The sequence below is a fragment of the Cupriavidus sp. IDO genome (assembly GCF_000812465.1).
Lineage (GTDB): Bacteria > Pseudomonadota > Gammaproteobacteria > Burkholderiales > Burkholderiaceae > Cupriavidus.
The window spans coordinates 58,512-80,139 of sequence record NZ_JWMA01000063.1 but is presented as its reverse complement, the minus strand read 5'-3'; the positions used below and the strand labels follow the sequence as shown (position 1 = coordinate 80,139).

18 protein-coding genes are annotated in these 21,628 nt (G+C 62.7%); 12 read left to right on the top strand and 6 right to left on the bottom strand.

Features of this window, described 5'->3' with window-relative positions; genetic code table 11:
* The first annotated feature begins 115 nt into the window (after window positions 1-115).
* The 7 genes from RM96_RS19715 to RM96_RS19685 all read left to right on the top strand — a co-directional run bounded on the left by RM96_RS19715 (window position 116) and on the right by RM96_RS19685 (window position 6,657).
* Complete coding sequence (locus tag RM96_RS19715; RefSeq protein WP_039013105.1) at window positions 116-1,078, top strand: chromate resistance protein ChrB domain-containing protein; 963 nt, start codon at window positions 116-118, stop codon at window positions 1,076-1,078.
* 25 nt (window positions 1,079-1,103) lie between these two features.
* Window positions 1,104-2,306, top strand: coding sequence for a chromate transporter (locus RM96_RS19710; protein ID WP_039013025.1), 1,203 nt, complete (start codon window positions 1,104-1,106; stop codon window positions 2,304-2,306).
* A 23-nt stretch (window positions 2,307-2,329) separates the two neighbouring features.
* Window positions 2,330-2,917 (top strand): superoxide dismutase, encoded by a 588-nt coding sequence (locus RM96_RS19705; RefSeq protein WP_039013104.1) that lies wholly within the window; start codon window positions 2,330-2,332, stop codon window positions 2,915-2,917.
* Window positions 2,918-3,001: 84 nt separating this feature from the next.
* The gene (locus tag RM96_RS19700; protein WP_039013023.1) at window positions 3,002-3,460 is read left to right on the top strand and encodes a chromate resistance protein ChrB domain-containing protein; all 459 of its coding nucleotides are present in this window, start codon (window positions 3,002-3,004) and stop codon (window positions 3,458-3,460) included.
* A gap of 32 nt (window positions 3,461-3,492) precedes the next feature.
* Complete coding sequence (locus tag RM96_RS19695) at window positions 3,493-4,119, top strand: hypothetical protein (RefSeq protein ID WP_039013021.1); 627 nt, start codon at window positions 3,493-3,495, stop codon at window positions 4,117-4,119.
* Window positions 4,120-4,209: 90 nt separating this feature from the next.
* Window positions 4,210-5,466 carry an MFS transporter gene (locus RM96_RS19690; RefSeq protein WP_039013017.1) on the top strand — a complete coding sequence of 419 codons (1,257 nt, stop codon included), beginning with the start codon at window positions 4,210-4,212 and terminating at the stop codon, window positions 5,464-5,466.
* A gap of 132 nt (window positions 5,467-5,598) precedes the next feature.
* Window positions 5,599-6,657, top strand: coding sequence for a DMT family transporter (locus tag RM96_RS19685; protein ID WP_039013015.1), 1,059 nt, complete (start codon window positions 5,599-5,601; stop codon window positions 6,655-6,657).
* Between the two features lie 261 nt (window positions 6,658-6,918).
* Here the strand turns inward: RM96_RS19685 and RM96_RS19680 are convergent, their stop codons facing one another.
* Entirely contained in the window at window positions 6,919-7,860 is a 942-nt protein-coding gene (locus RM96_RS19680; protein ID WP_039013013.1) for a hypothetical protein, read from the bottom strand.
* Window positions 7,861-8,350: 490 nt separating this feature from the next.
* Between RM96_RS19680 and RM96_RS19675 the strand changes: the two genes are divergently transcribed.
* Window positions 8,351-12,298, top strand: coding sequence for a BTAD domain-containing putative transcriptional regulator (locus tag RM96_RS19675; RefSeq protein WP_039013103.1), 3,948 nt, complete (start codon window positions 8,351-8,353; stop codon window positions 12,296-12,298).
* Between the two features lie 452 nt (window positions 12,299-12,750).
* On the opposite strand, the gene RM96_RS40040 is transcribed toward RM96_RS19675, so the two are convergent.
* Both RM96_RS40040 and RM96_RS19665 read right to left on the bottom strand, forming a co-directional pair.
* Window positions 12,751-13,233: an FAM174 family membrane protein gene (locus tag RM96_RS40040; RefSeq protein WP_238587326.1), complete on the bottom strand. Its 483-nt coding sequence runs from the start codon at window positions 13,231-13,233 to the stop codon at window positions 12,751-12,753.
* A 184-nt stretch (window positions 13,234-13,417) separates the two neighbouring features.
* Entirely contained in the window at window positions 13,418-13,918 is a 501-nt protein-coding gene (locus RM96_RS19665; protein WP_039013011.1) for a hypothetical protein, read from the bottom strand.
* Window positions 13,919-14,768: 850 nt separating this feature from the next.
* On the opposite strand from RM96_RS19665, the gene RM96_RS19660 reads away from it, so the two are divergent.
* From RM96_RS19660 to RM96_RS19645, 4 genes are read left to right on the top strand one after another with little or no spacing between them, the layout of a single operon-like run.
* Entirely contained in the window at window positions 14,769-15,527 is a 759-nt protein-coding gene (locus RM96_RS19660; protein WP_039013009.1) for a DUF3348 domain-containing protein, read from the top strand.
* Between the two features lie 10 nt (window positions 15,528-15,537).
* The gene (locus tag RM96_RS19655) at window positions 15,538-17,892 is read left to right on the top strand and encodes a DUF802 domain-containing protein (protein ID WP_039013007.1); all 2,355 of its coding nucleotides are present in this window, start codon (window positions 15,538-15,540) and stop codon (window positions 17,890-17,892) included.
* Window positions 17,889-18,536, top strand: a complete 648-nt coding sequence (locus RM96_RS19650) for an OmpA family protein (protein ID WP_039013005.1) — start codon at window positions 17,889-17,891, stop codon at window positions 18,534-18,536. The genes RM96_RS19655 and RM96_RS19650 overlap by 4 nt, the downstream gene beginning before the upstream one ends.
* Complete coding sequence (locus RM96_RS19645) at window positions 18,529-19,221, top strand: DUF2894 domain-containing protein (protein ID WP_039013004.1); 693 nt, start codon at window positions 18,529-18,531, stop codon at window positions 19,219-19,221. The genes RM96_RS19650 and RM96_RS19645 overlap by 8 nt, the downstream gene beginning before the upstream one ends.
* Before the next feature lie 101 nt (window positions 19,222-19,322).
* Here the strand turns inward: RM96_RS19645 and RM96_RS19640 are convergent, their stop codons facing one another.
* The 3 genes from RM96_RS19640 to RM96_RS19630 form a co-directional block, all read right to left on the bottom strand.
* Window positions 19,323-19,667: a cupredoxin domain-containing protein gene (locus RM96_RS19640; protein ID WP_238587325.1), complete on the bottom strand. Its 345-nt coding sequence runs from the start codon at window positions 19,665-19,667 to the stop codon at window positions 19,323-19,325.
* 8 nt (window positions 19,668-19,675) lie between these two features.
* Window positions 19,676-20,203, bottom strand: a complete 528-nt coding sequence (locus RM96_RS19635; protein ID WP_039013003.1) for a DUF4142 domain-containing protein — start codon at window positions 20,201-20,203, stop codon at window positions 19,676-19,678.
* A 316-nt stretch (window positions 20,204-20,519) separates the two neighbouring features.
* Window positions 20,520-21,503: a Bug family tripartite tricarboxylate transporter substrate binding protein gene (locus tag RM96_RS19630; protein ID WP_039013002.1), complete on the bottom strand. Its 984-nt coding sequence runs from the start codon at window positions 21,501-21,503 to the stop codon at window positions 20,520-20,522.
* Window positions 21,504-21,628 lie beyond the last annotated feature (125 nt).

Below are 21,628 nucleotides of genomic sequence, written 5' to 3'. Positions count from 1 at the left end.
ATGGGAAGCCCCGTCGTCGCATGGACGACAGGGCTATGCCTTTTGAGAACCCACGAAACGATGTAGATATCTCTACATTGTTGAAAGATAGTCTATGGGCTTCTACCATGCCCTCATGACTGCTTTCACTGATTCCTGGGCCCTGCTGGTTGTCAGCCTGCCAACATCCGGCGCCACTGCGCGCATGCGGATCTGGCGCACGACCAAGACGCTCGGCTGCGCCGCGCTGCGCGACGGCGCCTATTTGTTGCCATCAGGCGAGGAACAGGTCGCCCAATTGCGTGAGTTGGCGGACGAGACCCGGCAGGAGGACGGACAGGCCTGGCTGTTAAGCGTCCATGCCGAAGATCCAGACGAGGTCGCTGCCTACCGTGCCTTGTTTGACCGCAGCGCTGACTATGCCGAACTGCAGGAAGCGCTGTCCGAAGCCCGCAAGCTGCTGTCCGGCCTGAGCAATGCCGAACTCAACCGCCTGCTGCGCCGGCACGGGCGAACGTACGAAGCGATTCGCAAGATCGACTTCTTTCCCAACGAGGCTTCCACCCGTGCCGAAGCCCAGTGGAATGATTTCAGCAATGCCATCACAACAATCCAGTCGCCCGGCGAGCCGCATCCTTCGTCGGCCAGCATCGCCCGGCGGGATCCGGCCCAGTATCAGGGACGGCTTTGGGCAACGCGCCGCCACCTGTGGGTAGACCGCGTGGCCAGCGCCTGGCTGATCCAGCGCTTCATCGACCCGCACGCCCGTTTCCTCTGGCTCGAAAACGCGGCCGACTGCCCGGATGACGCGCTTGGCTTCGATTTCGACGGCGCGACGTTCACCCATGTCGGCGATCGCGTGTCCTTCGAGGTGCTGCTGGCCAGCTTCGGCCTGGATTCGAACCGCGGGCTCGGCCGTCTCGGCGCAATGGTACATGCGCTGGACATAGGCGGCCCGTCGGTACCAGAGGCCAGCGGATTTGAAGCCATGCTGGCCGGCGCGCGAGGGCGGCTGGCCGGCGATGATGCACTTCTGGCGGAAGTCAGCCTTGTGCTCGATTCGCTCTACGCCCACTTCTCGGCCAACCGGAAATCCTGATTTCGATCTCTCCCAGGGAAAATCCATGAGCAACCTGCCGCAAACCGGCATTTCGCAGGCACCAGGCGCCGAACGGCCCGGCTACACCCTCTGGCAGCTGGTCCTTTACTTTCTTCGCCTGGGCACCTTCGGCTTCGGCGGTCCGGTCGCGCTGGCCGGCTATATGCACCGCGACCTCGTGGAACGCCGCAGCTGGATTACCGATGCCGACTACAAGGAAGGCCTGGCACTGGCGCAACTGGCGCCCGGCCCGCTGGCCGCGCAACTCGCCATCTACCTCGGCTACGTCCACTACCGCATCCTCGGGGCCACGCTGATCGGCATTGCGTTCGTGCTCCCGTCGTTCCTGATGGTGGTCGCGCTGGGCTGGGCCTATGTGGCCTTTGGCGGATTGACGTGGATGCAGTCGGTCTTCTATGGCGTTGGCGCAGCCGTCATCGGCATCATCGCCATCAGCGCCTACAAGCTCACGACCAGGAGTGTGGGCAAGGACAAACTGCTGTGGGCGATCTACCTGATACTGGCTGCCGTCACGGTGATCACCGAATCGGAAGTCGCCTGGCTGTTCCTGGCGGCAGGCGTCGTCACCTGGTTCTGGCGCGCTCCGCCAAAGTGGCTTCGCCAAAGCGGCGCCAACGCGCTGGCGGCCACGCAGGTACCTGCCGCAAGCGGGCTGCTCGGTACGCTGGACTGGCCACTGCTGACCCAGATCGGCGTGTTCTTTGCCAAGGCGGGAGCCTTCGTGTTCGGCTCGGGGCTCGCCATCGTGCCCTTCCTCTACGGCGGCGTCGTGACGGACTACCACTGGCTCAACGATAAGCAGTTTGTTGACGCGGTCGCGGTGGCGATGATCACGCCCGGCCCCGTGGTCATCACGGTCGGGTTCATCGGCTACCTGGTGGCCGGTTTCCCTGGCGCCTGTGTCGCGGCCGCGGCCACGTTTCTGCCGTGCTATCTGTTCACGGTATTGCCGGCACCCTACTTCAAGAAGTACGGAAAGCTGCCTGCCATCCTCGCCTTTGTCGATGGCGTCACGGCAGCGGCGGTCGGCGCCATCACCGGCGCGGTGATCGTGCTGGCCAGGCGCTCGATCGTAGACGTTCCCACCGTCTTGCTTGCCCTCGGCACGGTCGCGCTGCTGCTGAGATTCAAGAAGCTGCCCGAACCGGTCATCGTCGCCGGAGCGGCGCTGATCGGCCTCGCCGCGTATCCGTTGCTGCACCACTGAGCAGCATGAACAAGGAGGACACCATGACCTACCAGATGAAGCCGCTGGCCTGTGAACCCGCCAGGCTCGCGGGTCTCTCGGAGAAACTGATCGTCAGCCACTACGAGAATAACTATGGCGGCGCGGTGAAACGCCTGAATGCGATTACCGCCGAATTCGCCGCGCTCGATGTGGCGACCGCTCCGGTTTTCTTGCTCAACGGGCTGAAGCGCGAAGAACTGATCGCCACGAACTCCATGATCCTGCATGAGGTGTATTTCGATAGCCTCGGCGATGGCGGCGCCCTCGGCGGCGGGCTGGAGGCGGCCCTGGCGCGCGATTTCGGCTCCGTCGGGCGCTGGCAGGCTGAATTCACCGCGATGGGCAAGGCGCTTGGCGGCGGCTCGGGCTGGGTGTTGCTGAGCTACTCCCCGCGAGACCGGCGGCTTGTCAACCAGTGGGCTTCCGACCACGCTCATACACTGGCCGGCGCCTCGCCGATCCTGGCCCTCGACATGTATGAGCATTCCTACCACATGGACTATGGCGCGAAAGCCGCTGCCTATGTGGACGCGTTCATGCAGAACATCCATTGGGGGCGGGCCGCCGAGCGCTTCGACGCTGTTCGGTAGTAGCAAGGCGGCACTCACAGCCTGTCGCGATGGCTTCCCGCTGTCGCGTGTGCGCACCCTCGGCAACCCGTAGCGGAGACGACAATGAAATGGATTACCCGGGAACGACCCAAGATCGACCGTATCGCGTGTCCGTGGCTGATCGCCCGGTTTATCGACAAGACGCCGGAGTTTCTCTATGTGCCCGCCGGTGACGTGGTACGCGTGGCCGGCGAGACGGGCGCGATCCCATACGACATCCCAGGGGTAGAGCTGTCGCACGTCGGCGAGCAGTGCAGCTTTGATGCCTTCCTGCAAAAGTACGGCATGACCGATCCCGCCCTGCGGCAACTGGCGGAAATCGTGCGTGGCGCCGATACGTCAAGGCTCGACCTGACTCCGCAGTCTGGCGGCCTCTACGCTATCTCCCTGGGCCTGTCGCAAGTGTTCGCGGACGATCACGAGATGCTCGGTCACGGCATGGTGATGTATGACGCCCTGTATGCGTGGTGCCAGCACTGCCAGGCGGAGACACACCGCTGGCCGCCGAAGATGCCAGCCTGAACGGTGAGCCATCATCAGCACGGAGGTGTCGCATGAAGCCAATCCTGCTCATGGCATGGATGCTGTCGATGGCCGTGCCAGCCATTGGAGAGACCATCATGTTCAGCCAGCAGCGCGCTGGAACCTTGCCCGCCGGATGGGTCTGTGGCGTCACGGGGCGTGGCACCCCGAAATGGACCATCGAAGCCGACACGACCGCATCCGCCCACGCCAATGTTCTCAGGCAATCCGGGTCCGGCGATTTCCCCTGGTGCGTGAATCAGGCGGTTTCGATTGCCGATGGCTTCGTGGAGGCGAGATTCAAACCCATCGCCGGCCGCGAGGATCAGGCCGGCGGGGTCGTCTGGCGCTGGAAGGACGCAGACAACTACTACGTCGCCCGGGCAAATGCGTTGGAGAACAATGTCTCCTTGTATTACACGACGGGCGGACGCAGGCGCACGATCCAGTATCACCAGGCGCCCGTTGCCGCCAGGGTCTGGCATACGCTGCGCGTGGAATTTGCGGGCCATCGCATCCAGGTGGCGCTCGATGGCAAGCGATACATCGACGTGGCGGATGAGCACATCACCGGGCCGGGTGCCGTCGGTGTATGGACCAAGGCTGACAGCGTCACCTTGTTCGATGCCTTCTCGTTCGAGAGTGCGGGCGCCAGGTAGCGCGGTCGATGAGACATATCAGGCGGCAGCACACCCGCTTCCCATCGCTGCCATGCGGCCGTGACGCACGGCATGTCAGGCATATTCGCCATGCTTATGCATAAGGAACAGCCTGCGATCGCCGGCGGTGGCTGGCTCGCGCGGGTTGTGCTGCCGGACGGCGTGCATCCAGGCGCCATGCCGCTACTGATCGGCCGCGCAATGCGCGGTGTTTGCGATGGTTTCATTGCCGTACTGCTGCCGGCATACCTGCTTGCGCTCGGGTTCGATCCGCTGGCGGTGGGCCTGCTCAGCAGTGCCACCCTGGCCGGCTCCGCGCTGGCGACGATACTGGTCGGCATTGTCAGTCCGCGCTACTCGCAGCGCCGCCTGCTGACGCTCGCGGCCGCCCTGATGGCCGCGACCGGAATGGGATTTGCCGGACTGTCTTCCCTGTGGCCGCTCCTGCTCGTCGCATTTGTCGGCACGCTCAACCCGAGCTCCGGGGACGTCAGCCTGTTCCTGCCGCTGGAGCAGGCGCGCCTGGCGGACGCGGCAGCCCCGCAGGCGCGCACGGCACTGTTCGCGCGTTACAGCCTGACCGGTGCGTTCTCGGCCGGCCTGGGCGCGCTGGCGGCGGCATTGCCGGGCTGGCTCGTGGCACATGCGGGCCTGTCACATCTCACCGCCATGCGCGCGATGTTCATCGTCTATGCCTTGACCGGTGTCGCCCTCTTGTTTCTCTATATTCGCCTGCCCGATCCTCACCCTCACGCGCCATCCGCGGGCACCCCGCTTGGCACGTCGCGCGGTATCGTCATCCGTCTCGCGCTGCTCTTCAGCGTGGATGCCTTTGCCGGCGGCCTGGTGGTGAACTCACTGCTGTCACTGTGGCTGATGCAGCGATTCGGCCTTTCTCCCGGCGCCGCCGGCCTGTTCTTCTTCTGGGCAGGGCTGCTGAGCGCAGGTTCGCAACTCGTTGCCGTACCGTTGGCACGCAAATTCGGATTGCTGAACACCATGGTGTTCACCCATATCCCGGCCAGCCTTTGCCTGATCGCCGCCGCGCTTTCGCCAATGCTGGCCCCGACGCTGGCACTGCTGCTGGTTCGCAGCGCGCTTTCCCAAATGGACGTACCTACCCGGACGGCCTACGTCATGGCAGTGGTCACACCTGCGGAGCGCACCGCCGCCGCCAGCGTGACAGCGGTGCCAAGAAGCCTGGCCGGCGCCCTTGGTCCGACGATCGCCGGTGCGCTGCTGGCAGCGGGCTGGGCCGGAGCCCCGTTGCTGGCCTGCGGACTGTTGAAGATTGCCTATGATCTTGCGCTTCTGCGTGCATTCCGGCGTGTGGAGCCGATCGATTGACCGATTGTCAGCGAAGGCATCGAGCGACAACCTTGCCACGCCGAACCCATACTTGCAGCAAGCACCGCACTTCCGGCATGGTCTGCGGGAACGCGCGACAATAGGCCACCATTTCTAGCCGACATCGCTGACATGTCCGTTCGTGCCGCCGCCCCCGCGCTCGCCGCCGCACTCCTGTTCGGCGCCAGCACGCCGCTGGCCAAGACCCTGACGGGCACAATCTCGCCGCTGTTGCTGGCGGGACTGTTGTACCTTGGCAGCGGCCTGGGCCTTGGCGGATTCCTGCTGCTTAGGAAGCTCACGCAGAAGGCCGACAGCCAGACCCCGCCGCAACCGCCGATTCCGCGCCAGGAGATTCCGTGGCTTCTGGGAGCGATCCTGGCGGGCGGAGTGGCCGGCCCGGCACTTCTGATGACTGGGCTTGCCGTGACCAGCGCGGCATCCGCCTCGCTCCTGTTGAACGTGGAGGGCGTCTTCACGGCGCTCATCGCCTGGATCGTGTTCAAGGAGAACGCCGATCGGCAGATTGTGCTTGGCATGATTGCCATCGTTGCCGGGGGCATTCTTCTTTCCTGGCAGCCGGGCGCTGCCACCTTGTCTCCAGGTGCGCTGCTTATCGTGGGCGCATGTGGATGCTGGGCGGTCGACAACAATCTCACCCGGAAAGTGTCATCCAATGACGCAGTCCTGATCGCCTGTCTGAAGGGCCTGGTCGCGGGCGCGTGCAATACGGGATTTGCGCTGTTGGCAGGCAGCGCGCTCCCGGGAGCGTTACCCTTGGCTTCGGCAATGGTAATCGGCTTTGCCGGCTACGGCGTGAGCCTGGCGCTGTTCGTGATCGCGCTTCGTCATCTTGGTACGGCCAGGACAGGTGCATATTTCTCAGTGGCTCCCCTGTTCGGCGTGGTCATCTCCTTCCTGTTGTGGCCGGAGATACCGAATGTCCTGTTCTGGCTCGCGGCAGCGCTGATGGCATTGGGTGTGTGGCTGCATCTGCGCGAACGGCACGAGCACGAACACACCCATGAGGCGATGGAACACACGCATGCGCATCGCCACGATGAACACCATCAGCACGAGCATGATTTTTCGTGGGATGGAAAGGAACCCCACGTCCATACCCACCGACACGCCCCCATCACTCACAAGCATCCCCACTACCCGGATATTCATCACAGGCATTCGCACTAGTCATGATGTCCATGGATCGCTATCAAGCATCGTCGGGAATCCGTCTGGCGCTTGCGTGGATTCATAGTGGCAGAGCAACCATCATCTCGCAGCTTTCCCGTGCTGCCCGCGCGATCTCCTTATTCGGCATGCGCCGACGTCCCGGTTTCGCCACGCTGTCCGACTTGTCCCCACATAGCCGCGGCTCCGCCTTTTCGTCGCGAAGCTCACGATGCCTAGCGGCTGCGAACATGTAGTTCGCAGCCGCTACGATCGCGCACGCTAGCTCATGATCGGTGCCATTGCAGTTTCGATTCTGGACAGCTGGTTCCCAGTGATCATGCCACTGAGAGCCTGACTGAAGCGGGGCTCCTGCACTCCGGAAATGATGTATTGCCACCTGTATGCGGCAAGCAGGCCGATGCGCACGGAATCTTTGTCAGCCATCGACAGCGATCGTGGGCAGATCATCGCAAAGTAGTCGGCGTCCGCATTAGCCTGAGTTTGCAGAATGCCGTCCACAGCGGCGACCAGTTCGATCAGATCGTTGACAGCCGCGTCACGTTCTTCAGGCGAAAGCCTCGCATCTTCGCGCTGCCATTCGATTTCATCGAGAATCGCATGCTGTGATTCCTCGCGCCAGTGATAGAGAAAGACATCTTTCCATAATTCAGAGGAATTCATGTCGCCATCGATGCTGCCTCGATAGTGCGCAAGCACGAAGAGTTCAATGTGACAGGTTAGAGCGAGCACTGCCCAGGTGGACTTTGCGAGAACGAACGAGGCCACACTATTTGCGTCCGGCAAGAACGCATAACCAGCTGGCATGCCCTCGGCGCACATGCGCTCGATGCGGCGAAATAGCTCCTGATGCTTGATTTCTTCATCACTGAACCGGACAAGTGCTTCAAGCGCGCTCTGGTCGCCGAGTCGGTATGGGCCGCTCATCTCCAGTACCTTCGCCGCGATGAAGCGTTCGACGAGACCAAACATGTTCGCGTACGTACGGCCTTGAATCTGACTGAGCAGGCGCTGCTCGTCGTGTCCGAGAAAGGCGAGAGAATCGACCTTTGATAAAGTGTCCGGCAGAAACTTCTTCGTGAAATCGAAGCTTCGGCCGCGAATTACGTCGCGGTCGATGTCCCAGCGGACGCGCTTGGATGCAGCGATGCACTTGGCATAGCGGTTGGTAGTCACTCTATGCCCATCAGTCATGATTTCCATTGAAACGCTCCTTCAATACGTCACACGTCCCGTGGCCGCCGCGAGCGACGACTGTCCTTCCACCCTGCACGGTTCAAACGCCGGGCGGCGGTTTGAGGCACTGGGGTGCGCGATCTGCCGCCTGGCATACGCGATGGTGCCGCCCGGATTTCCCAGCCTTTCGAATGGGTAAGCCACGTTTGGCGTACGGCAACATCACGATTCCAACTATCGTTGCCTGACGTCATCGATCCGTGAACAGCGGGCGAGGTCGCGTAAAAACGCCGTAAAAAATCTCATGAAAGGGGCCGCATCTTACTGGGTAGCGTGCACATGAGGCCGGATTCGAATCAGCAACCATGCCTGTGCCTACCCCGACCCTTTTCAGGACAAGGTGAACGTAAAGAAGTGACCTACGAAATACAGCTGGGAGGGCAGTCTTCATTGATGCCGGAAAGTCGCGCCGGGCGGACTAGACTTTTTGAGAGCGACGCTTCACCTCACGCACGACATGGCCCGGCTCAAGATAGAAGTCCTCGGAGGCTTGCAAATCCGGCTTGCCGGGCAGCATGGATCGCTGGCTTTTCCCACCAGGAAGAGCAAGGCCATCCTGGCCTACCTTGCCTTGTCGCCGGGGATGCTGCGGTCGCGAGAGCAACTCGCAAGCGTGCTTTGGGAGCGCAGTGCGGAAGAGCAGGCAAGAGCCAGTTTGCGGCAGACACTGTCGAGCTTGCGCCGGGTCCTGCCGAACGCGCCGCCAATCTTGCACGCGGAGCCGGATGCCATATGGCTTGACGGACAGTTCGTGGAAGTCGACGCGCTGCAATTCACGAGCCTCGCGACTGAACGATCTCCGGATTCCCTGTCAAAAGCCGTTGCACTCTATCGGGGCGCCCTACTCGATGGTTTCGGCCTTCGTGAAGAACCGTTCGAGCAGTGGATGATCGTCGAGCGCCGCTGGTTTCATGAGCGCGCCGTGGAAGTGTTCACCGAACTCGTCGGCCATTACGAACAATCTGGCGAATTTGATCGTGCAATTGCGACGGCAAGCAGAGTATTGGCCCTGGACCCGTCACTCGAATGGGCCCATGCGCTGCTTATGAGGCTGTATGCGAGGACGGGACGCCGGAACGCTGCTGTCCGCCAGTACCAGGAATGCGTCCGAGTGCTCAATACCGAACTCGGCATTGCCCCGGCCGAGAGCACTCAACGTCTGGCTGCTCAAATCCAGCAGGATTCAGGTGGAGCTAGCGAGCCTACAGGTCCGGCCGTGGCTCCCGGGGAACCGGCTAAGCAGTCCGGGATTGCGTCGCGCGCTGGTTACGCGGCGGACAGCGCAACGGCATTGCCGGCGGAGCGCAAGCACCTGAGTGTGCTCTGCGCCCGTGTGCGCGAACCCATCGGCGTCATCGACCACGAGACGGCACTGGAGCGCGTCGACGCTGTGTTGAAAGCAATGGTCGACTCTGTTCAGCGATTCGGCGGCCTCGTCACCCAACTCAGAAGCGATGGTGTCACTGCACTATTTGGAGCGCCCGTCGCACACGAAGAGCATGCGGTGGAAGCCTGTTATGCAGCGCTCGCGATGCGCGCACGCATTTCGGCGCTCATTGAGCGATCCCTGGATGTGCGGATTGGCGTACATTCCGGCGAGGCTGTCGTCCGGACAATCGGCGACGAGAGGTCGCAGCACTATGACGCGCTCGGCTCCGTACCGCAGCTCGCGAATCAGATCGATGTCGTGCTCGCTGCCGGAGAGATCGGCGTGAGTGCAGACACGGTGAGATGTGCCGAAGGGTTCATCGAACTTTCGGATCTTCGCGCGAGACCGCTTCCTGGTGCGACGCCCCCCCTCGAGATCTTCACGCTGGGGACAAAGTCCGAGTTGCGCCTTCGCTGGAACGCTCGTACCGTACGCGGCCTCACGCATTTTGTCGGCCGCGACACAGAGATGGCTAATTTGCAGGGGATGCTTACGCGTGCCGGACGCAGCGCTGGCCAGGTATGCGCCGTCGTCGGCGAACCGGGCGTAGGAAAGTCTCGCCTCGTGCATGAGTTTGTCAACTCGGAACAGGCGGCCGGGTGGACAAAATTCGAAACGGGCGCGACATCGCGCGACACGAGCGCGATCTACCTTCCGCTGGCCAATCTGCTCCGGACGTGGTTCGGCATCGGGACGCATGACACCCTGGCTGAGGCCGCCGAGAAGCTTCGTCGCGGCGTCGACGCGGTCGACCCGGCGTTCGCCTGGACGTGTCCGGCGCTGGCTGCAATGCTGGACTTACCGCCGGACGATCCGCAATGGGACATGGCGACTCCGCCGCAAAGGCGCAAGCGTACACTCGAAGCGATTGCCTCTCTCATGATCCGAGCGAGCGAGCACCGCCCATCGATCCTCGTTGTCGAGGATCTGCACTGGATCGATGACGGCACGCAGGCCGTGCTCGATCATCTCGTCGACTTGATCGGTGCGTCACGCGTGATGCTTCTCGTGACCCATCGACCCGAGTATCGACACACATGGATTGGCAAGAGCTATTTTGCCCAGCTGCACGTGGACAATCTCGGCACCGAAGGCGCGAAGCTGCTGCTGCAGTCGCTGCTCGGCGACGGCAGCGAGCTTTCCGCCCTTAGGCGTCACCTGATCGAGCGGACGGGATGCACACCGCTTTTCCTGGAAGAGTCCGTTCGTGCGCTCGCAGATTCTGGCGCACTGGTTGGCCAAAAGGGCGCATACCAGATGGCGCGAACGATAGACACGTTCGATATTCCATCAACCGTGCATGCAGTTCTCGCTTCGCGGATCGATCGCCTGTCCGCGCAACAGAAGGCCCTTCTGCAGATGGCGGCCGTGATCGGTCATGAATTTCCCGTCGATCTTCTTGAGCCGATTGCCGATCTCGATCGCGAGCGGCTACTCGATCTGCTCGCCGATCTGCAAGCGGCTGAATTCCTCTATCAGACCCGCTTGTTGCCGCATCAGCAATATACCTTCAAGCATGCGCTCACGCATCGAGTCGCATATGCAAGCGTACTCAAGGAGCGAAGACGCTCTATTCACGTACAGCTTGTGGGTGTCATCGAGCAACTTTACACGCAACGTCTTGACGAGCATGTCGAACTCCTCGCGCATCACGCGCTTGCTGGCGAACTTTGGGACAAGGCTGTTCACTATCTGTACCAGTCCGCTGACAAGGCGCTGCAACGGTTCGCGTATCAGCAGGCCGTAGATCACCTGAACAAAGGACTCGAGATCATCCAGATGTTGCCTGGTTCCCCTGCGCGGCTCAGGCAGGAACTCGAATATCAAAAGGTCCTTGGCGTGACCATGATGGCAGCGAAGGGTTGGGCGGCAAAGGAAGTCCTCGACGCGTATACGCGGGCAAGGGCGCTCTGCGAGGAGCTTGGAGACGAGAGCGAACTGTTCACCGCACTGCGGGGAGAAGGACAGTATCGAATGATCCGTGGTGAGTCGGAAATCGCCCGAGAACTTGGCAACCGGTGCTCAGCACTGACCGCGGGCTCGCATGACCCCGGGATGCAAATCGAGACGCATCATCTTTTTTGGACGAACAGCTTTTTCATGGGGGAATATGCTGCTTCAGAGTTTCATAGCAGAAGCGGAATGGACCTTTACGAGCGAGAGCGAGACCACGCGCTGACATTCAAATACTCTGGACATGATCCTGGTGTGTGCTGCCGGTGCTTCACCGCGTTGGTCCAGTGCCTGCGTGGGTACCCGGACAAATCACTGTCGATTTGCGACGAGGCGCTGGGGCTCGCGCAAGAACTCTGTCATCCACTGACGACCGCATTGGCCTATTGGGCATGTAGCTTCGCACATATATTGCGGGGCGAGCCGGAACTGGCGAAGCAGTGGGCTGCGCGGGAAATTGCAGTTTGCGATGAGTACATGTTGCCCTTGCTGCTGTCGCAAGGTACGTTTCAGCTGGGTTGGTCGCTGGCGCAAATGGGCGATCTCGACGAAGGCATAGAAAGGATGCGGGAGGGAATTTCAGCAATCAGTGCAACCGGTGCGGAAATGGGGTTGCCATACTTCAATGCGCTGCTTGGCGAGGCGCTTGGCCGCGCGGGCAATCCAGAGGCAGGGCTCGTCGAGATCGATCGGGCGCTCGCCGCTGTCAATCGTCACCGCGGGCGCTTCCAGCTATCGGAAATGCTGCGCCTGAAAGGCGAATTGCTTGCAACTCGGCACCCCATGCAACGAAACGAAGCACTCGCCACCCTTCACGAGGCAATCGCCGTTGCACAAAGGCAGGGCGCGCGTCTTCCCGGGCTGCGGGCGGCGATCAGCCTTGCCCGTCAGTTGGCAGCAGCGGGCGACATTCAGCATGCATACGCCGTGCTACAGCCCCCCTGCGACGGCATTAGCGAAGGAAGTGACCTCACCGATATGCGCACCGCGCAGACGCTCCTGGCTGAACTGAAGCATCGCTAGCGCAAGCAATGTCATTGAGAAGTAACGAGATTGTTGGTGAAGAAATCGAAAGAGGAGGTTGCCATGGGAGGCCGGTTCCGAGCGCTCATTTGGCTGGCTGTGCTGCTTGCGTGTACCCACGCCGCGATGGGATGGGCCGGCGATATCAGGGTACTGAGCACGCCCACTTTGAAGTCAGCCCTACATGAACTCGGCATCGAGATCGTTGATTCGATATCTCATGGAGCCTGGAGCGACCACTGTGCTACATAGCAAAGGCCTGGAGCGCGCGAGTCCTTGATCAATCCGGATCGACACCGTTTTTCCGCCATCGTGATTCGGTTCACCTTGTAGTGCAGGCTTGACATGCATTGGGTTGGGCGGGGAAGAACGTCAGAAGGGAGAGTTACGATCGAGATCACCTCCAGGCTGATTTCCCGGATGCCCGCTCCTGGATGGTGATCTGAAAGCGGTCATTGACGCTGACTTACCGTGACCGGGACGATTTTTTCCAGTTGGTCGAGCAACAGCTCCTTTTGCTGGTTCGGCAGCTTGACCAGACTGGGATACATGTTAATCAATGCCAGCCGTTGCGAAGACGACTTGGAGGGCAGCAGCATGAGCAACCCCGCCTTCTCCCGGTCGGACAGCGATGACAGATGCGGTAGCGCGCTGAGTTGCGCCAACTTGGCGGACTCTGCCGAAGGTACGGCAGCTTCGTCCGTCACGGCAGACGGTGCCGATTTTTCCCCTCCTGGCGACGTGCTTTGCGCGGCCAATGGGCTCGGTCCCGACGAAGCTTGCTGCGGAGCTGCCATGGATGCCGGGGCGGAATCCCCTCCGCCGCATCCAGCAAGCAGCAGACTGAACAGCAGCATCCACCGAGCATGCAAAAAATGGCGCGGTGCATGTGGGACATGCCACACGCGGCAATTAAGGTGAACGTCTTGTTGCATGGCTAGGCATCCGATGATTCAGGAAAAAATGGGCGTGGCACCGCATGAAATGACGGTACCAGCCGCCACCGATTGCAGACGTGCCAGCGGATGCTGGCACGTCCATCTCTATGGCTTAGGACGCTCTCGCTAGTGTCGGGTTTCCCCGTATCGGTCGAATGTACCGAAGCCTGTGCTAAGTCGATCAAGGACCCACGAGACTGAAATAAGGCCCGGCGAAGCCCGCGAAGGTGATCGTATACACGAAATTCGCAAGGGTTGGACCCGCGATCAGCTGCTTGGTCCAGTTCCCGTTGGGGCAGGTGGCCGCGGCTAGTAACTGCTGGGGGGTCGGCGCCGTCGCACTGAGCGGCGGCACTACCAGCTGCCCGTTCCTGGAGGGTGTCAGCTTTCCCGACGAAGTAGCATCAGTGTTCTGCGTCTTCACATCGACGACCTGTCCGCCATGGTTTGTGCACTGCACGGTGCCTGAGTAAGTCGCAGACAGATTCGCTGTCGCATTAGTGTGGCCGACCCCGCCAATGGTGGTCCCGGTACAGCTGACATCCTGGCTGGAATCTACGGTGCATACCGGCTCGGCAGTTGCAAAATGCGCTCCGCTGGGCCCATCGGCGGAATTGGTTTCTGCCCAGGCTGCGGGAGCGACCAGCACCGCAGCCAATGTAGCTAAAGCTAGATTCTTCATGTTTTTCTCCAAGAATCCATTGAGCCCCCGGATGAGAAATAATTGGCTTGCTGTTTTACTTTTTCTCCTTTCACCAGGTTAAGGAAGCGCTGATCTGTCGATGAGACTCTCGATCTGATTCTGTAATTGTTTACTGCGAAATATAAGTGCGTGCCGAGGATTTTTTGCCGAAAAAAGAGCCGGCTCTCCTGATGCGCGTTGCGCACTCAGGACGGACTTCTCCCATGACGGGTCACCACTGATTTTTTGGCCGGCACCCCAAATTTGCCGGAGCAAACTCTCCTCGCTTGATATTAAGAATATGCGCTTCAGCCTGGCGATGAACCGGAAATTTCTTTTTCTTTGGGGCAGTGGCGCGCTGTATCTTGGCGCGCAACTGCCGTCGGAAGACTGCTTCAGGTCGGAAGCCGCCTACCGCGTTCGCTACTGGCATATGCCAAACCAGTCGAGGTCGGAGAATTCGCTCATCAAAAGAAATGCCGGAGGCCGAGCCGGAACATGACGGAGTATGTAGCGCCCGTGGGCGTAGATGTCCCGCTCGTGCTGTAGTGTTCTGGGGCGGCGGTCTGCCATACGCGGTGCCATTGCGTCCCGGTACGTGACGACACGGAAGCAATGACTGAGTAGCCCTCTTCCCGCGGTTAGCGTCCGGCAACGCCGCTTGTGGAGACTCAGGAGGCAGTAGAGGTTGCCCCCGGCTCGAACAGCCGCTCGGGTCGGGAGCAGCCGCCAACCCTACTCCGCGTCCGCCCTGCCCGCCCGGTATCACCCACCCGCCAGCCACCCGGCCTCCGCCGCCGCAATTTCCCCCCGCAGGCGTGTAAACTGCTGGATTTTTCTCTCTGGCGGTATGGTGCAAGTGCCACGGCGCACAGGTTTCAGCGGGCCGACGCTCGTTCGGTTGCTGACTCGCCTGACTGACGTCGATGCTCCCGATTCTGGAAAGTCACTCTCAAGCCAGCTAAGCCAATGGCTTGGCTGGGCGGACGCGATCGCGTTGTCGTCGGCGCTGAATGGCAGCCCGCCGGCTGTGCGGTCAGGCGCACAAGCCTGCGCCAGCGCCGAGGCGCGCGAGTGCGCCCGCGTGCGCGCGGCGCTGGCCGGCGCCATTGCGGACGATGGTGCACACGCTGCCAGGCGGCGGGGGCAGGCTCGCCCGTCTATGCAGCCTGACCCCTTGAATGCGTCGGCCGCGTCGGTCGCGCCGGTCGATTACGCTGCACATCGGCAGCGTTATCTCTCCTTGCAACAGACGATGGAGACAGGAATCGGCAGTTTGCGCGGCCGGCTTCGGATAGCGCTGTCAGGCCAGGCGCCTGGCATGGCCAGGCTGGCGACGGTGGATGCCGTCATGGAGCGTGTGCTGGGTGCGCGCGAGCAAAGCCTGCTGGAGACCGTGCCGTCGCTGCTCGAGGTGCACTTCGGGCGCTTGCGCCAGGCCGAAGAGACGAGGCTCGCCAATGCGCAGGCTGCCGGAGAGCCCGCAACGGTCAAACCGGGCACATGGCTGAACGTGTTCCGCAAGGATATGCAGAGCGTATTGCTCGCCGAACTCGACATCCGCTTCCAACCCATCGAAGGCTTGCTGGCGGCCCTGCGTGCCAGCTAATCAGGACATCATGACCCGAAACCCCATCCATATCGTTGCCTTCCTGGCGGGCCTGGCTGTCGTGTGCTGGATCGGCGCCGGCTACGCGGGCTCGAACGCCCTGGCGCTGGCCGTCACCATGCTGATCGGCGGCTTCTACCTGGCGGGCGCGTTCGAGCTGGAGCGCTATCGCCGGGCGACGTCCTCGCTCGCGCAGGCCGTCGCCGGGCTGACCGAAGCGCCGGCCAGCCTTCGCGACTGGCTGGATGCGCTGCATCCCAGCCTGCGCGATACCGTGCGCCTGCGCATCGAGGGCGAGCGCGTCGCCCTGCCCGGACCGGGGCTGACGTCCTATCTGGTCGGCCTGCTCGTTCTGCTCGGCATGCTGGGCACCTTCCTGGGCATGGTGGCCACCCTGAAGGGGACGGGTATTGCCCTGGAAGGCGCGACGGACCTGCAGGCCATCCGCGCTTCGCTCGCCGCGCCGGTCAAGGGCCTGGGATTTGCGTTCGGCACTTCGGTGGCGGGGGTGGCCACGTCGGCCATGCTGGGGCTGCTTTCCGCCCTGTGCCGGCGCGAGCGGATCCAGGCAGCGCAGATGCTGGACACGCGGATCGCGACGACCTTGCGCCCCTACTCGCGCAGCCACCAGCGCGACGAAGCCTTCCGGCTGCTGCAGCGCCAGGCCGATGTGATGCCCACCCTGGTCGATCGGCTGCAGGCCATGATGACGGCCATGGAGCAGCAGAGCCAGGCCCTGACCGAGCGGCTCGCCGCCAGCCAGGACGCCTTCCACGGCAAGACCGAAGCCGCTTACACCCGCCTGGCGTCTGCCGTTGAGCAATCGCTGAGGGAAAGCGTCGCCGACAGCGCCCGCGCCGCCGGCGCGGCGATCCAGCCCGCCGTGGAGGCCACGATGGCGGGCCTTGCGCGCGAGACCGCTTCGCTGCGTGACAGCGTCACACAGTCCATGCAGCAGCAGCTGGAAGGCATGTCGACCCGGTTCGAGGCCACCACGACTACCGTGGCGGACACCTGGAACCAGGCACTGGCAGGACATCGGCGTACGAGCGAGGCGATCGCCAGCGACCTGCGCGCCTGCCTCGACGGCTTCGCTCAGACGTTCGACCAGCGCTCGGCCGGATTGCTGGAGAACGTCGCCACCCGCCTGGACGCGGCGTCGGCCAGCGCTTCGGCAGCGTGGAACGACGCGCTGTCCCGGCAGGAGCGCGCCAGCGAGAAGCTCGCCGCCGACAACCAGCAGGCCTTGGCGACGGCCACTACCGCTTTCACACAACAGTCGGCGTCGCTGGTGCACAGCGTGAGCCAGTCGCATGCCGACCTTCAGACCCAACTGGCAGCGCGCGACGAGCAGCGGCTGGCGGCATGGACCGAAGCGCTCGGCGCCATGGCCAAGGCGCTGGGCAAGGAGTGGGAACAGGCGAGCGCGCACACCGCGAGCCGCCAGCAGGAAATCTGCGAAACGCTGGCCAGGACGGCGCGCGACACCTCGAGCCAGGCGCAGGCGCACGCCAGCCGCACCATTGCGGAGATCGACCGGCTCGTGCAAGCCGCGGCGGATGCCCCGAAGGCCGCGGCGGCGCTGCAGGCGGAACTGGCCGCGCGGGACCAGCAGCGGCTGGCGGCGTGGACAGAGACGCTCGGCACCATGGCCGCCTCGCTGCGCAAGGAATGGGAACTGGCGAGCGAACACACCGCAAGCCGCCAGCAGGAGATCTGCGAGACATTGGCGCAGACCGCGAACGACATCTCGACCCAGGCGCAGGCGCAGGCCAGCGGCACGATCGCCGAGGTCGCCCGCCTGGTGCAAGCCGCTACGGAAGCCCCCAGGGCCGCCGCCGAAGTCATCGCCGAACTGCGCCAGAAGCTCACCGACGGCATGGCCCGCGACAATGCGATGCTCGAAGAGCGCAGCCGCATGCTGGAGACCCTGGGCACGCTGCTCGACGCCGTGAACCACGCCTCCACCGAGCAGCGCACCGCGGTCGACACGCTGGTCGGCACGACAGCCGATCTGCTGGACCGTGTCGGCACCCGCTTCACCGACAAGGTCGAGTCCGAAACCGGCAAACTCGCCGTCGTCGCCGCGCAGGTCACCGGCAGCGCCGTCGAGGTGGCGAGCCTGGGCGAAGCATTCGGCGTGGCCGTGCAGTTGTTCAGCGATTCGAACGACAAGCTGATGGGCCAGCTGCAGCGCATCGAAGCCGCGCTGGACCAGTCGATGGCGCGCAGCGACGAGCAGCTCGCCTATTACGTGGCGCAGGCGCGGGAAGTCGTCGACCTCAGCATGATGTCGCAGAAGCAGATCCTTGAAGACCTGCAGCTGCTCGCCGGCCAGCAGGCTTCCAGCGCAGAGGCGGCATGAGAGAGGACATCGACGCCGGCGTAGAGCCGACCGTACCCGCCTGGGCGGTCTTCGGCGACCTGATGTCGGTGCTGCTGGGCGCCTTCGTGCTGATCCTGCTGGGCGTCATCGCCGTCCAGATGGAACTCTCGGCCCGGCTTGAACAGGAAGTCAGGCAGCGCCAGGAGGAAATGCAGCGCCGCGAGACGCTGGAGAAGGCGCTGGCCGGGCCGCTGGCGGCGGGCCGGGTCACACTCGTAAACGGGCGCATCGGCATCAACGGCAGCGTGCTGTTTGCTGTCAACTCCGACCAGTTGCAGCCCGAAGGGCGGGAAGTGCTCAAAAGCCTGGCTGCCCCCCTTTCCGCCTATCTCCGCGCCCGCGACGAGATCCTGATGGTGAGCGGGTTCACCGACGACCAGCAGGTGCGAGGCAGCAACCGCCGCTTTGCCGACAACTGGGAGCTGTCAGCCCAGCGCTCGCTGACCGTGACGCGTGCGCTGATCGACGCGGGCATTCCGCCCTCCTCGGTGTTTTCGGCGGCATTCGGCGCCGAGCAACCCGTGACCCCGAACGCCGATGCCGAAAGCCGGGCCAGGAACCGGCGGGTGGAAATCGCGCCTGTCCCGCGGGTGACCATGGGAACGGTGAAGCCCCGTGGCTGACGACCACGCAAACGACGCCCGGGCCTTGCTCGACGCATGGCGCGAGAGCGGCGCCAACCGTCTGGACCCTGTCCGCTTTCGCTTTATCGAAGCGCTGGCGCGGCGGTCGGCCGGTCACAGCGGCGATGCACGCCGCCTGCTGGATGACCGGCTGGCACGGCTGGTCGAAGCCTATGGCAGCGACCTGCAAAGCGCCGCAGGCAACGCTGGCCATGCCGACACCGAGCCAGCGCCCCGCAAGCCCGCAGCCGGGGCGCTTGCCAGCCTGGTCAGCTACATCGCTGCCCATGCCGAGCCCGAAGCCGGGGGGCCCGTGCCGCGCACCCTCGCGCCAGCGCGCAACGCACGTCCCGAGCCGGAGCTGGTCGACTACTTCCGGGACACCTGGGCCAGGGTCAGTGTCGAGCGGCAGTTGCGGCAGTCACTGGAGTGGGTGCCCGAGAATGCCGGCCCCCTCAACTCGAGTCACCTTGTACATCGCGCGCTCACCCTGATGCGTGAGATGTCCCCTGGCTATCTCCGGCATTTCCTCTCGTACGTCGACGCCATGTCGTGGCTGGAGCAGATGAACGCGGGCGATGCACCATCAGAAAAAGAGGTGCCTCGCACCGGAAGCGCGCGAAAGAACGCACGTGGCAAACCGCGCGGCACCAAGCAGAGATCCCGTATCAGAAAGACCACGTAGGTCTTGGGTATAGCCCCTGGCGCGCGGTATCCACCTGACGATGCAGGCACGCTGGCCGGCCGCACGCCGCGAACATCCGTCCGTGCAGCCGATGCACCGGCTCATTCAACACGAAGTGTGGCCTTCATGGTCGGATGCAATGTGCAGATGTAAGGAAAGACTCCGGTCTTCCTTGCTACATATTTCCACGACTTGCCCGGTGCGATGTTCTTCGAGTCGAATCCGCCAGATGGTGCTGTCACCGTGTGAGGGAAGGGATCCTTGTTGACCCACACGACGATGTCACCGGCCCGTACGGTAAGGGTCTGCGGTTCGAAACTGGTCCCCTCGATCACCACGGTGTGCATGACGGGCCGTGCGCTCGCCGGCGGGACTGGGCCGGTCAGCACCAGCCCCGCCGTGATCCACAGTGCCGCTACCCGGAACCGCATGTCAGGGTCAGCCACATGGGCCGTCACTGCTTCTTCCCAAGCGAACCTTGTATCTCCTTGGCATGCTCCAGGTGCGCCACGAAGGCAGGCCGCACTTTGACCAGCAGAGCTTTCAGTTCTTCGTTCTTGGCATTGGGAATCAGGGTCTTGTCCATGGCATCGATCACGGTCTGGTGATAGGTGACCTCATTGTCGATATAGGCGCTATCGAACTCGGCCCCCTTAAGACCCTTGAGCTTTTCTACATTCTTCTCTCCGCCCGCCTTGAGGCTGGCACTGGTCGGATTGTCCTCGGGCTTGACCTTGAGCTTCTTCACGAGATCGCTGGCTGACTTGTTGACGCCGGTATGGTCCGTGATCATCTGCTGCGCAAAAGCCTTGACGTCCTTGGCGTGCCCCTTCGACTTGGCCAGCTTGCCGGCGTCGATATCGACCTGATTCGCCGTGACGACAATCGAGGCAATTTGTGCATCGTTTGGTACATCATCAGCCAGCACTGGCCCCATCGGGAAAAGCATGGCGCTAGCGAGTGCAATACTTGCGATTTTCATGGCGTGTTGTCCTCCTCAGGCTTGAGATGGCACTAAGCAGTATAGAAAGCTTTGGCATCTCGCTAGCCGCCTGCACAACATCGGGGCATTGCTGTTCGAGCGCGGATTGACCTTATGGCGCACTTACCAGCACGGCGGTGGCGGGATCAGCTACCGCATCGCCCTCCGTCACGATCATCTTCGTCGGTCAAACCGTCTTTGGCGAAAGCAGTCGATACGACTTCCCGCTGCAATCCGATGACGGTGCCGTTGGCCTGCCTGACTGACGGCCGCTGCTATCGTTGCGATCTCGGCGGCCCGTCGGCCAATTAGCCCGCTAGTCCACGGTCGCGCCGGTGTCCCGCACGATCTTGCCGAGCCGGCCGGTCTCGCTGCGAACGAGAGCACCGAAAGCCTCCGGTGTGCCACCAACGACCGGCGTACCAATCGCCTCCCAGCGCTTGCGGAACTCCGGATCGGCGAAGATCGCATTGATCACGCTGTTCAGCCTGAGCACGACCGGGTGTGGCGTGGCTGCCGGTACGGCGATACCGTGCCAGGCCACGAAATCAAATCCCGGCATGCCTGCCTCGGCCAGCGTCGGCACATCCGGCAAGGCGGGTACGCGTGTCTTCGTCGTGACTGCGAGCGGGCGCAGCTTGCCGGCTTTTATATAGGTCAATGAGCTCGCCATGATGTCAAACATCACCGGTACCTGGGATCCCAGCAAATCGTTCAGGGCTGGTCCGGCTCCCTTGTACGCGACATGTTGCATCTTTGTGGACGCGGCGCTATTGAACAGCTCGCCGACCAGATGCTGGGGCGTGCCGTTCCCGGCCGACGCGAAGCTGTACTCGCCTGGCTTGTTCTTGACCGCCGCGATGAATGACTTGATGTCCTTGACCGGGCTGGCAGCATTGACCTCCAGCACCAATGGGAACGCGGAAAGCTGTATCACCGGTGCCAAGTCGGTCAGAGGGTTATAGGGCAAATGCTTGTAGAGCGTCGGATTGACAGCCATTGGCCCGCTCGCGGCAAGCAGGATGGTGTAGCCATCGGGAAGGGCCTTGGCGACGGCGTCCGAGCCAATGTTGCCTCCGGCGCCCGCGCGGTTCTCGACAACAACCGGCACCCCGAGGCGCGCCTGCATGCCGGGTTGCAGTAGCCGGGCCATCAGGTCGGTTGGGCCACCCGGCGGGTAGGGCACGACGAAGCGAATCGGCTTGACCGGATAGGCTTCGCCCGCTGCAGCAGCGGCAGGAATACAGAGGTTGAAGGCCAACGACAAGCCCAGATAGCCGAGTACCCGTTTCTTTTGCATTTGTGTCTCCATCCTTCGCCTAGTTGGATCGTGCTCTTGCGAAGCCGAGGCTATCCGCCGGACCATTCGGGGGAACCTTGGCAGTGCCGGCTCGAGCCGAGTATAAGGGTGGGTCACCAATGCCA

Bases quoted from the DNA above. Each gene is read 5' to 3' on its own strand.
- RM96_RS19715 (WP_039013105.1), top strand. From the start codon at position 116: ATGACTGCTTTCACTGATTCCTGGGCCCTGCTGGTTGTCAGCCTGCCA.
- RM96_RS19710 (WP_039013025.1), top strand. From the start codon at position 1,104: ATGAGCAACCTGCCGCAAACCGGCATTTCGCAGGCACCAGGCGCCGAA.
- RM96_RS19705 (WP_039013104.1), top strand. From the start codon at position 2,330: ATGACCTACCAGATGAAGCCGCTGGCCTGTGAACCCGCCAGGCTCGCG.
- RM96_RS19700 (WP_039013023.1), top strand. From the start codon at position 3,002: ATGAAATGGATTACCCGGGAACGACCCAAGATCGACCGTATCGCGTGT.
- RM96_RS19695 (WP_039013021.1), top strand. From the start codon at position 3,493: ATGAAGCCAATCCTGCTCATGGCATGGATGCTGTCGATGGCCGTGCCA.
- RM96_RS19690 (WP_039013017.1), top strand. From the start codon at position 4,210: ATGCTTATGCATAAGGAACAGCCTGCGATCGCCGGCGGTGGCTGGCTC.
- RM96_RS19685 (WP_039013015.1), top strand. From the start codon at position 5,599: ATGTCCGTTCGTGCCGCCGCCCCCGCGCTCGCCGCCGCACTCCTGTTC.
- RM96_RS19680 (WP_039013013.1), bottom strand. From the start codon at position 7,860: ATGGAAATCATGACTGATGGGCATAGAGTGACTACCAACCGCTATGCC.
- RM96_RS19675 (WP_039013103.1), top strand. From the start codon at position 8,351: ATGGCCCGGCTCAAGATAGAAGTCCTCGGAGGCTTGCAAATCCGGCTT.
- RM96_RS40040 (WP_238587326.1), bottom strand. From the start codon at position 13,233: ATGCAACAAGACGTTCACCTTAATTGCCGCGTGTGGCATGTCCCACAT.
- RM96_RS19665 (WP_039013011.1), bottom strand. From the start codon at position 13,918: ATGAAGAATCTAGCTTTAGCTACATTGGCTGCGGTGCTGGTCGCTCCC.
- RM96_RS19660 (WP_039013009.1), top strand. From the start codon at position 14,769: ATGGTGCAAGTGCCACGGCGCACAGGTTTCAGCGGGCCGACGCTCGTT.
- RM96_RS19655 (WP_039013007.1), top strand. From the start codon at position 15,538: ATGACCCGAAACCCCATCCATATCGTTGCCTTCCTGGCGGGCCTGGCT.
- RM96_RS19650 (WP_039013005.1), top strand. From the start codon at position 17,889: ATGAGAGAGGACATCGACGCCGGCGTAGAGCCGACCGTACCCGCCTGG.
- RM96_RS19635 (WP_039013003.1), bottom strand. From the start codon at position 20,203: ATGAAAATCGCAAGTATTGCACTCGCTAGCGCCATGCTTTTCCCGATG.
- RM96_RS19630 (WP_039013002.1), bottom strand. From the start codon at position 21,503: ATGCAAAAGAAACGGGTACTCGGCTATCTGGGCTTGTCGTTGGCCTTC.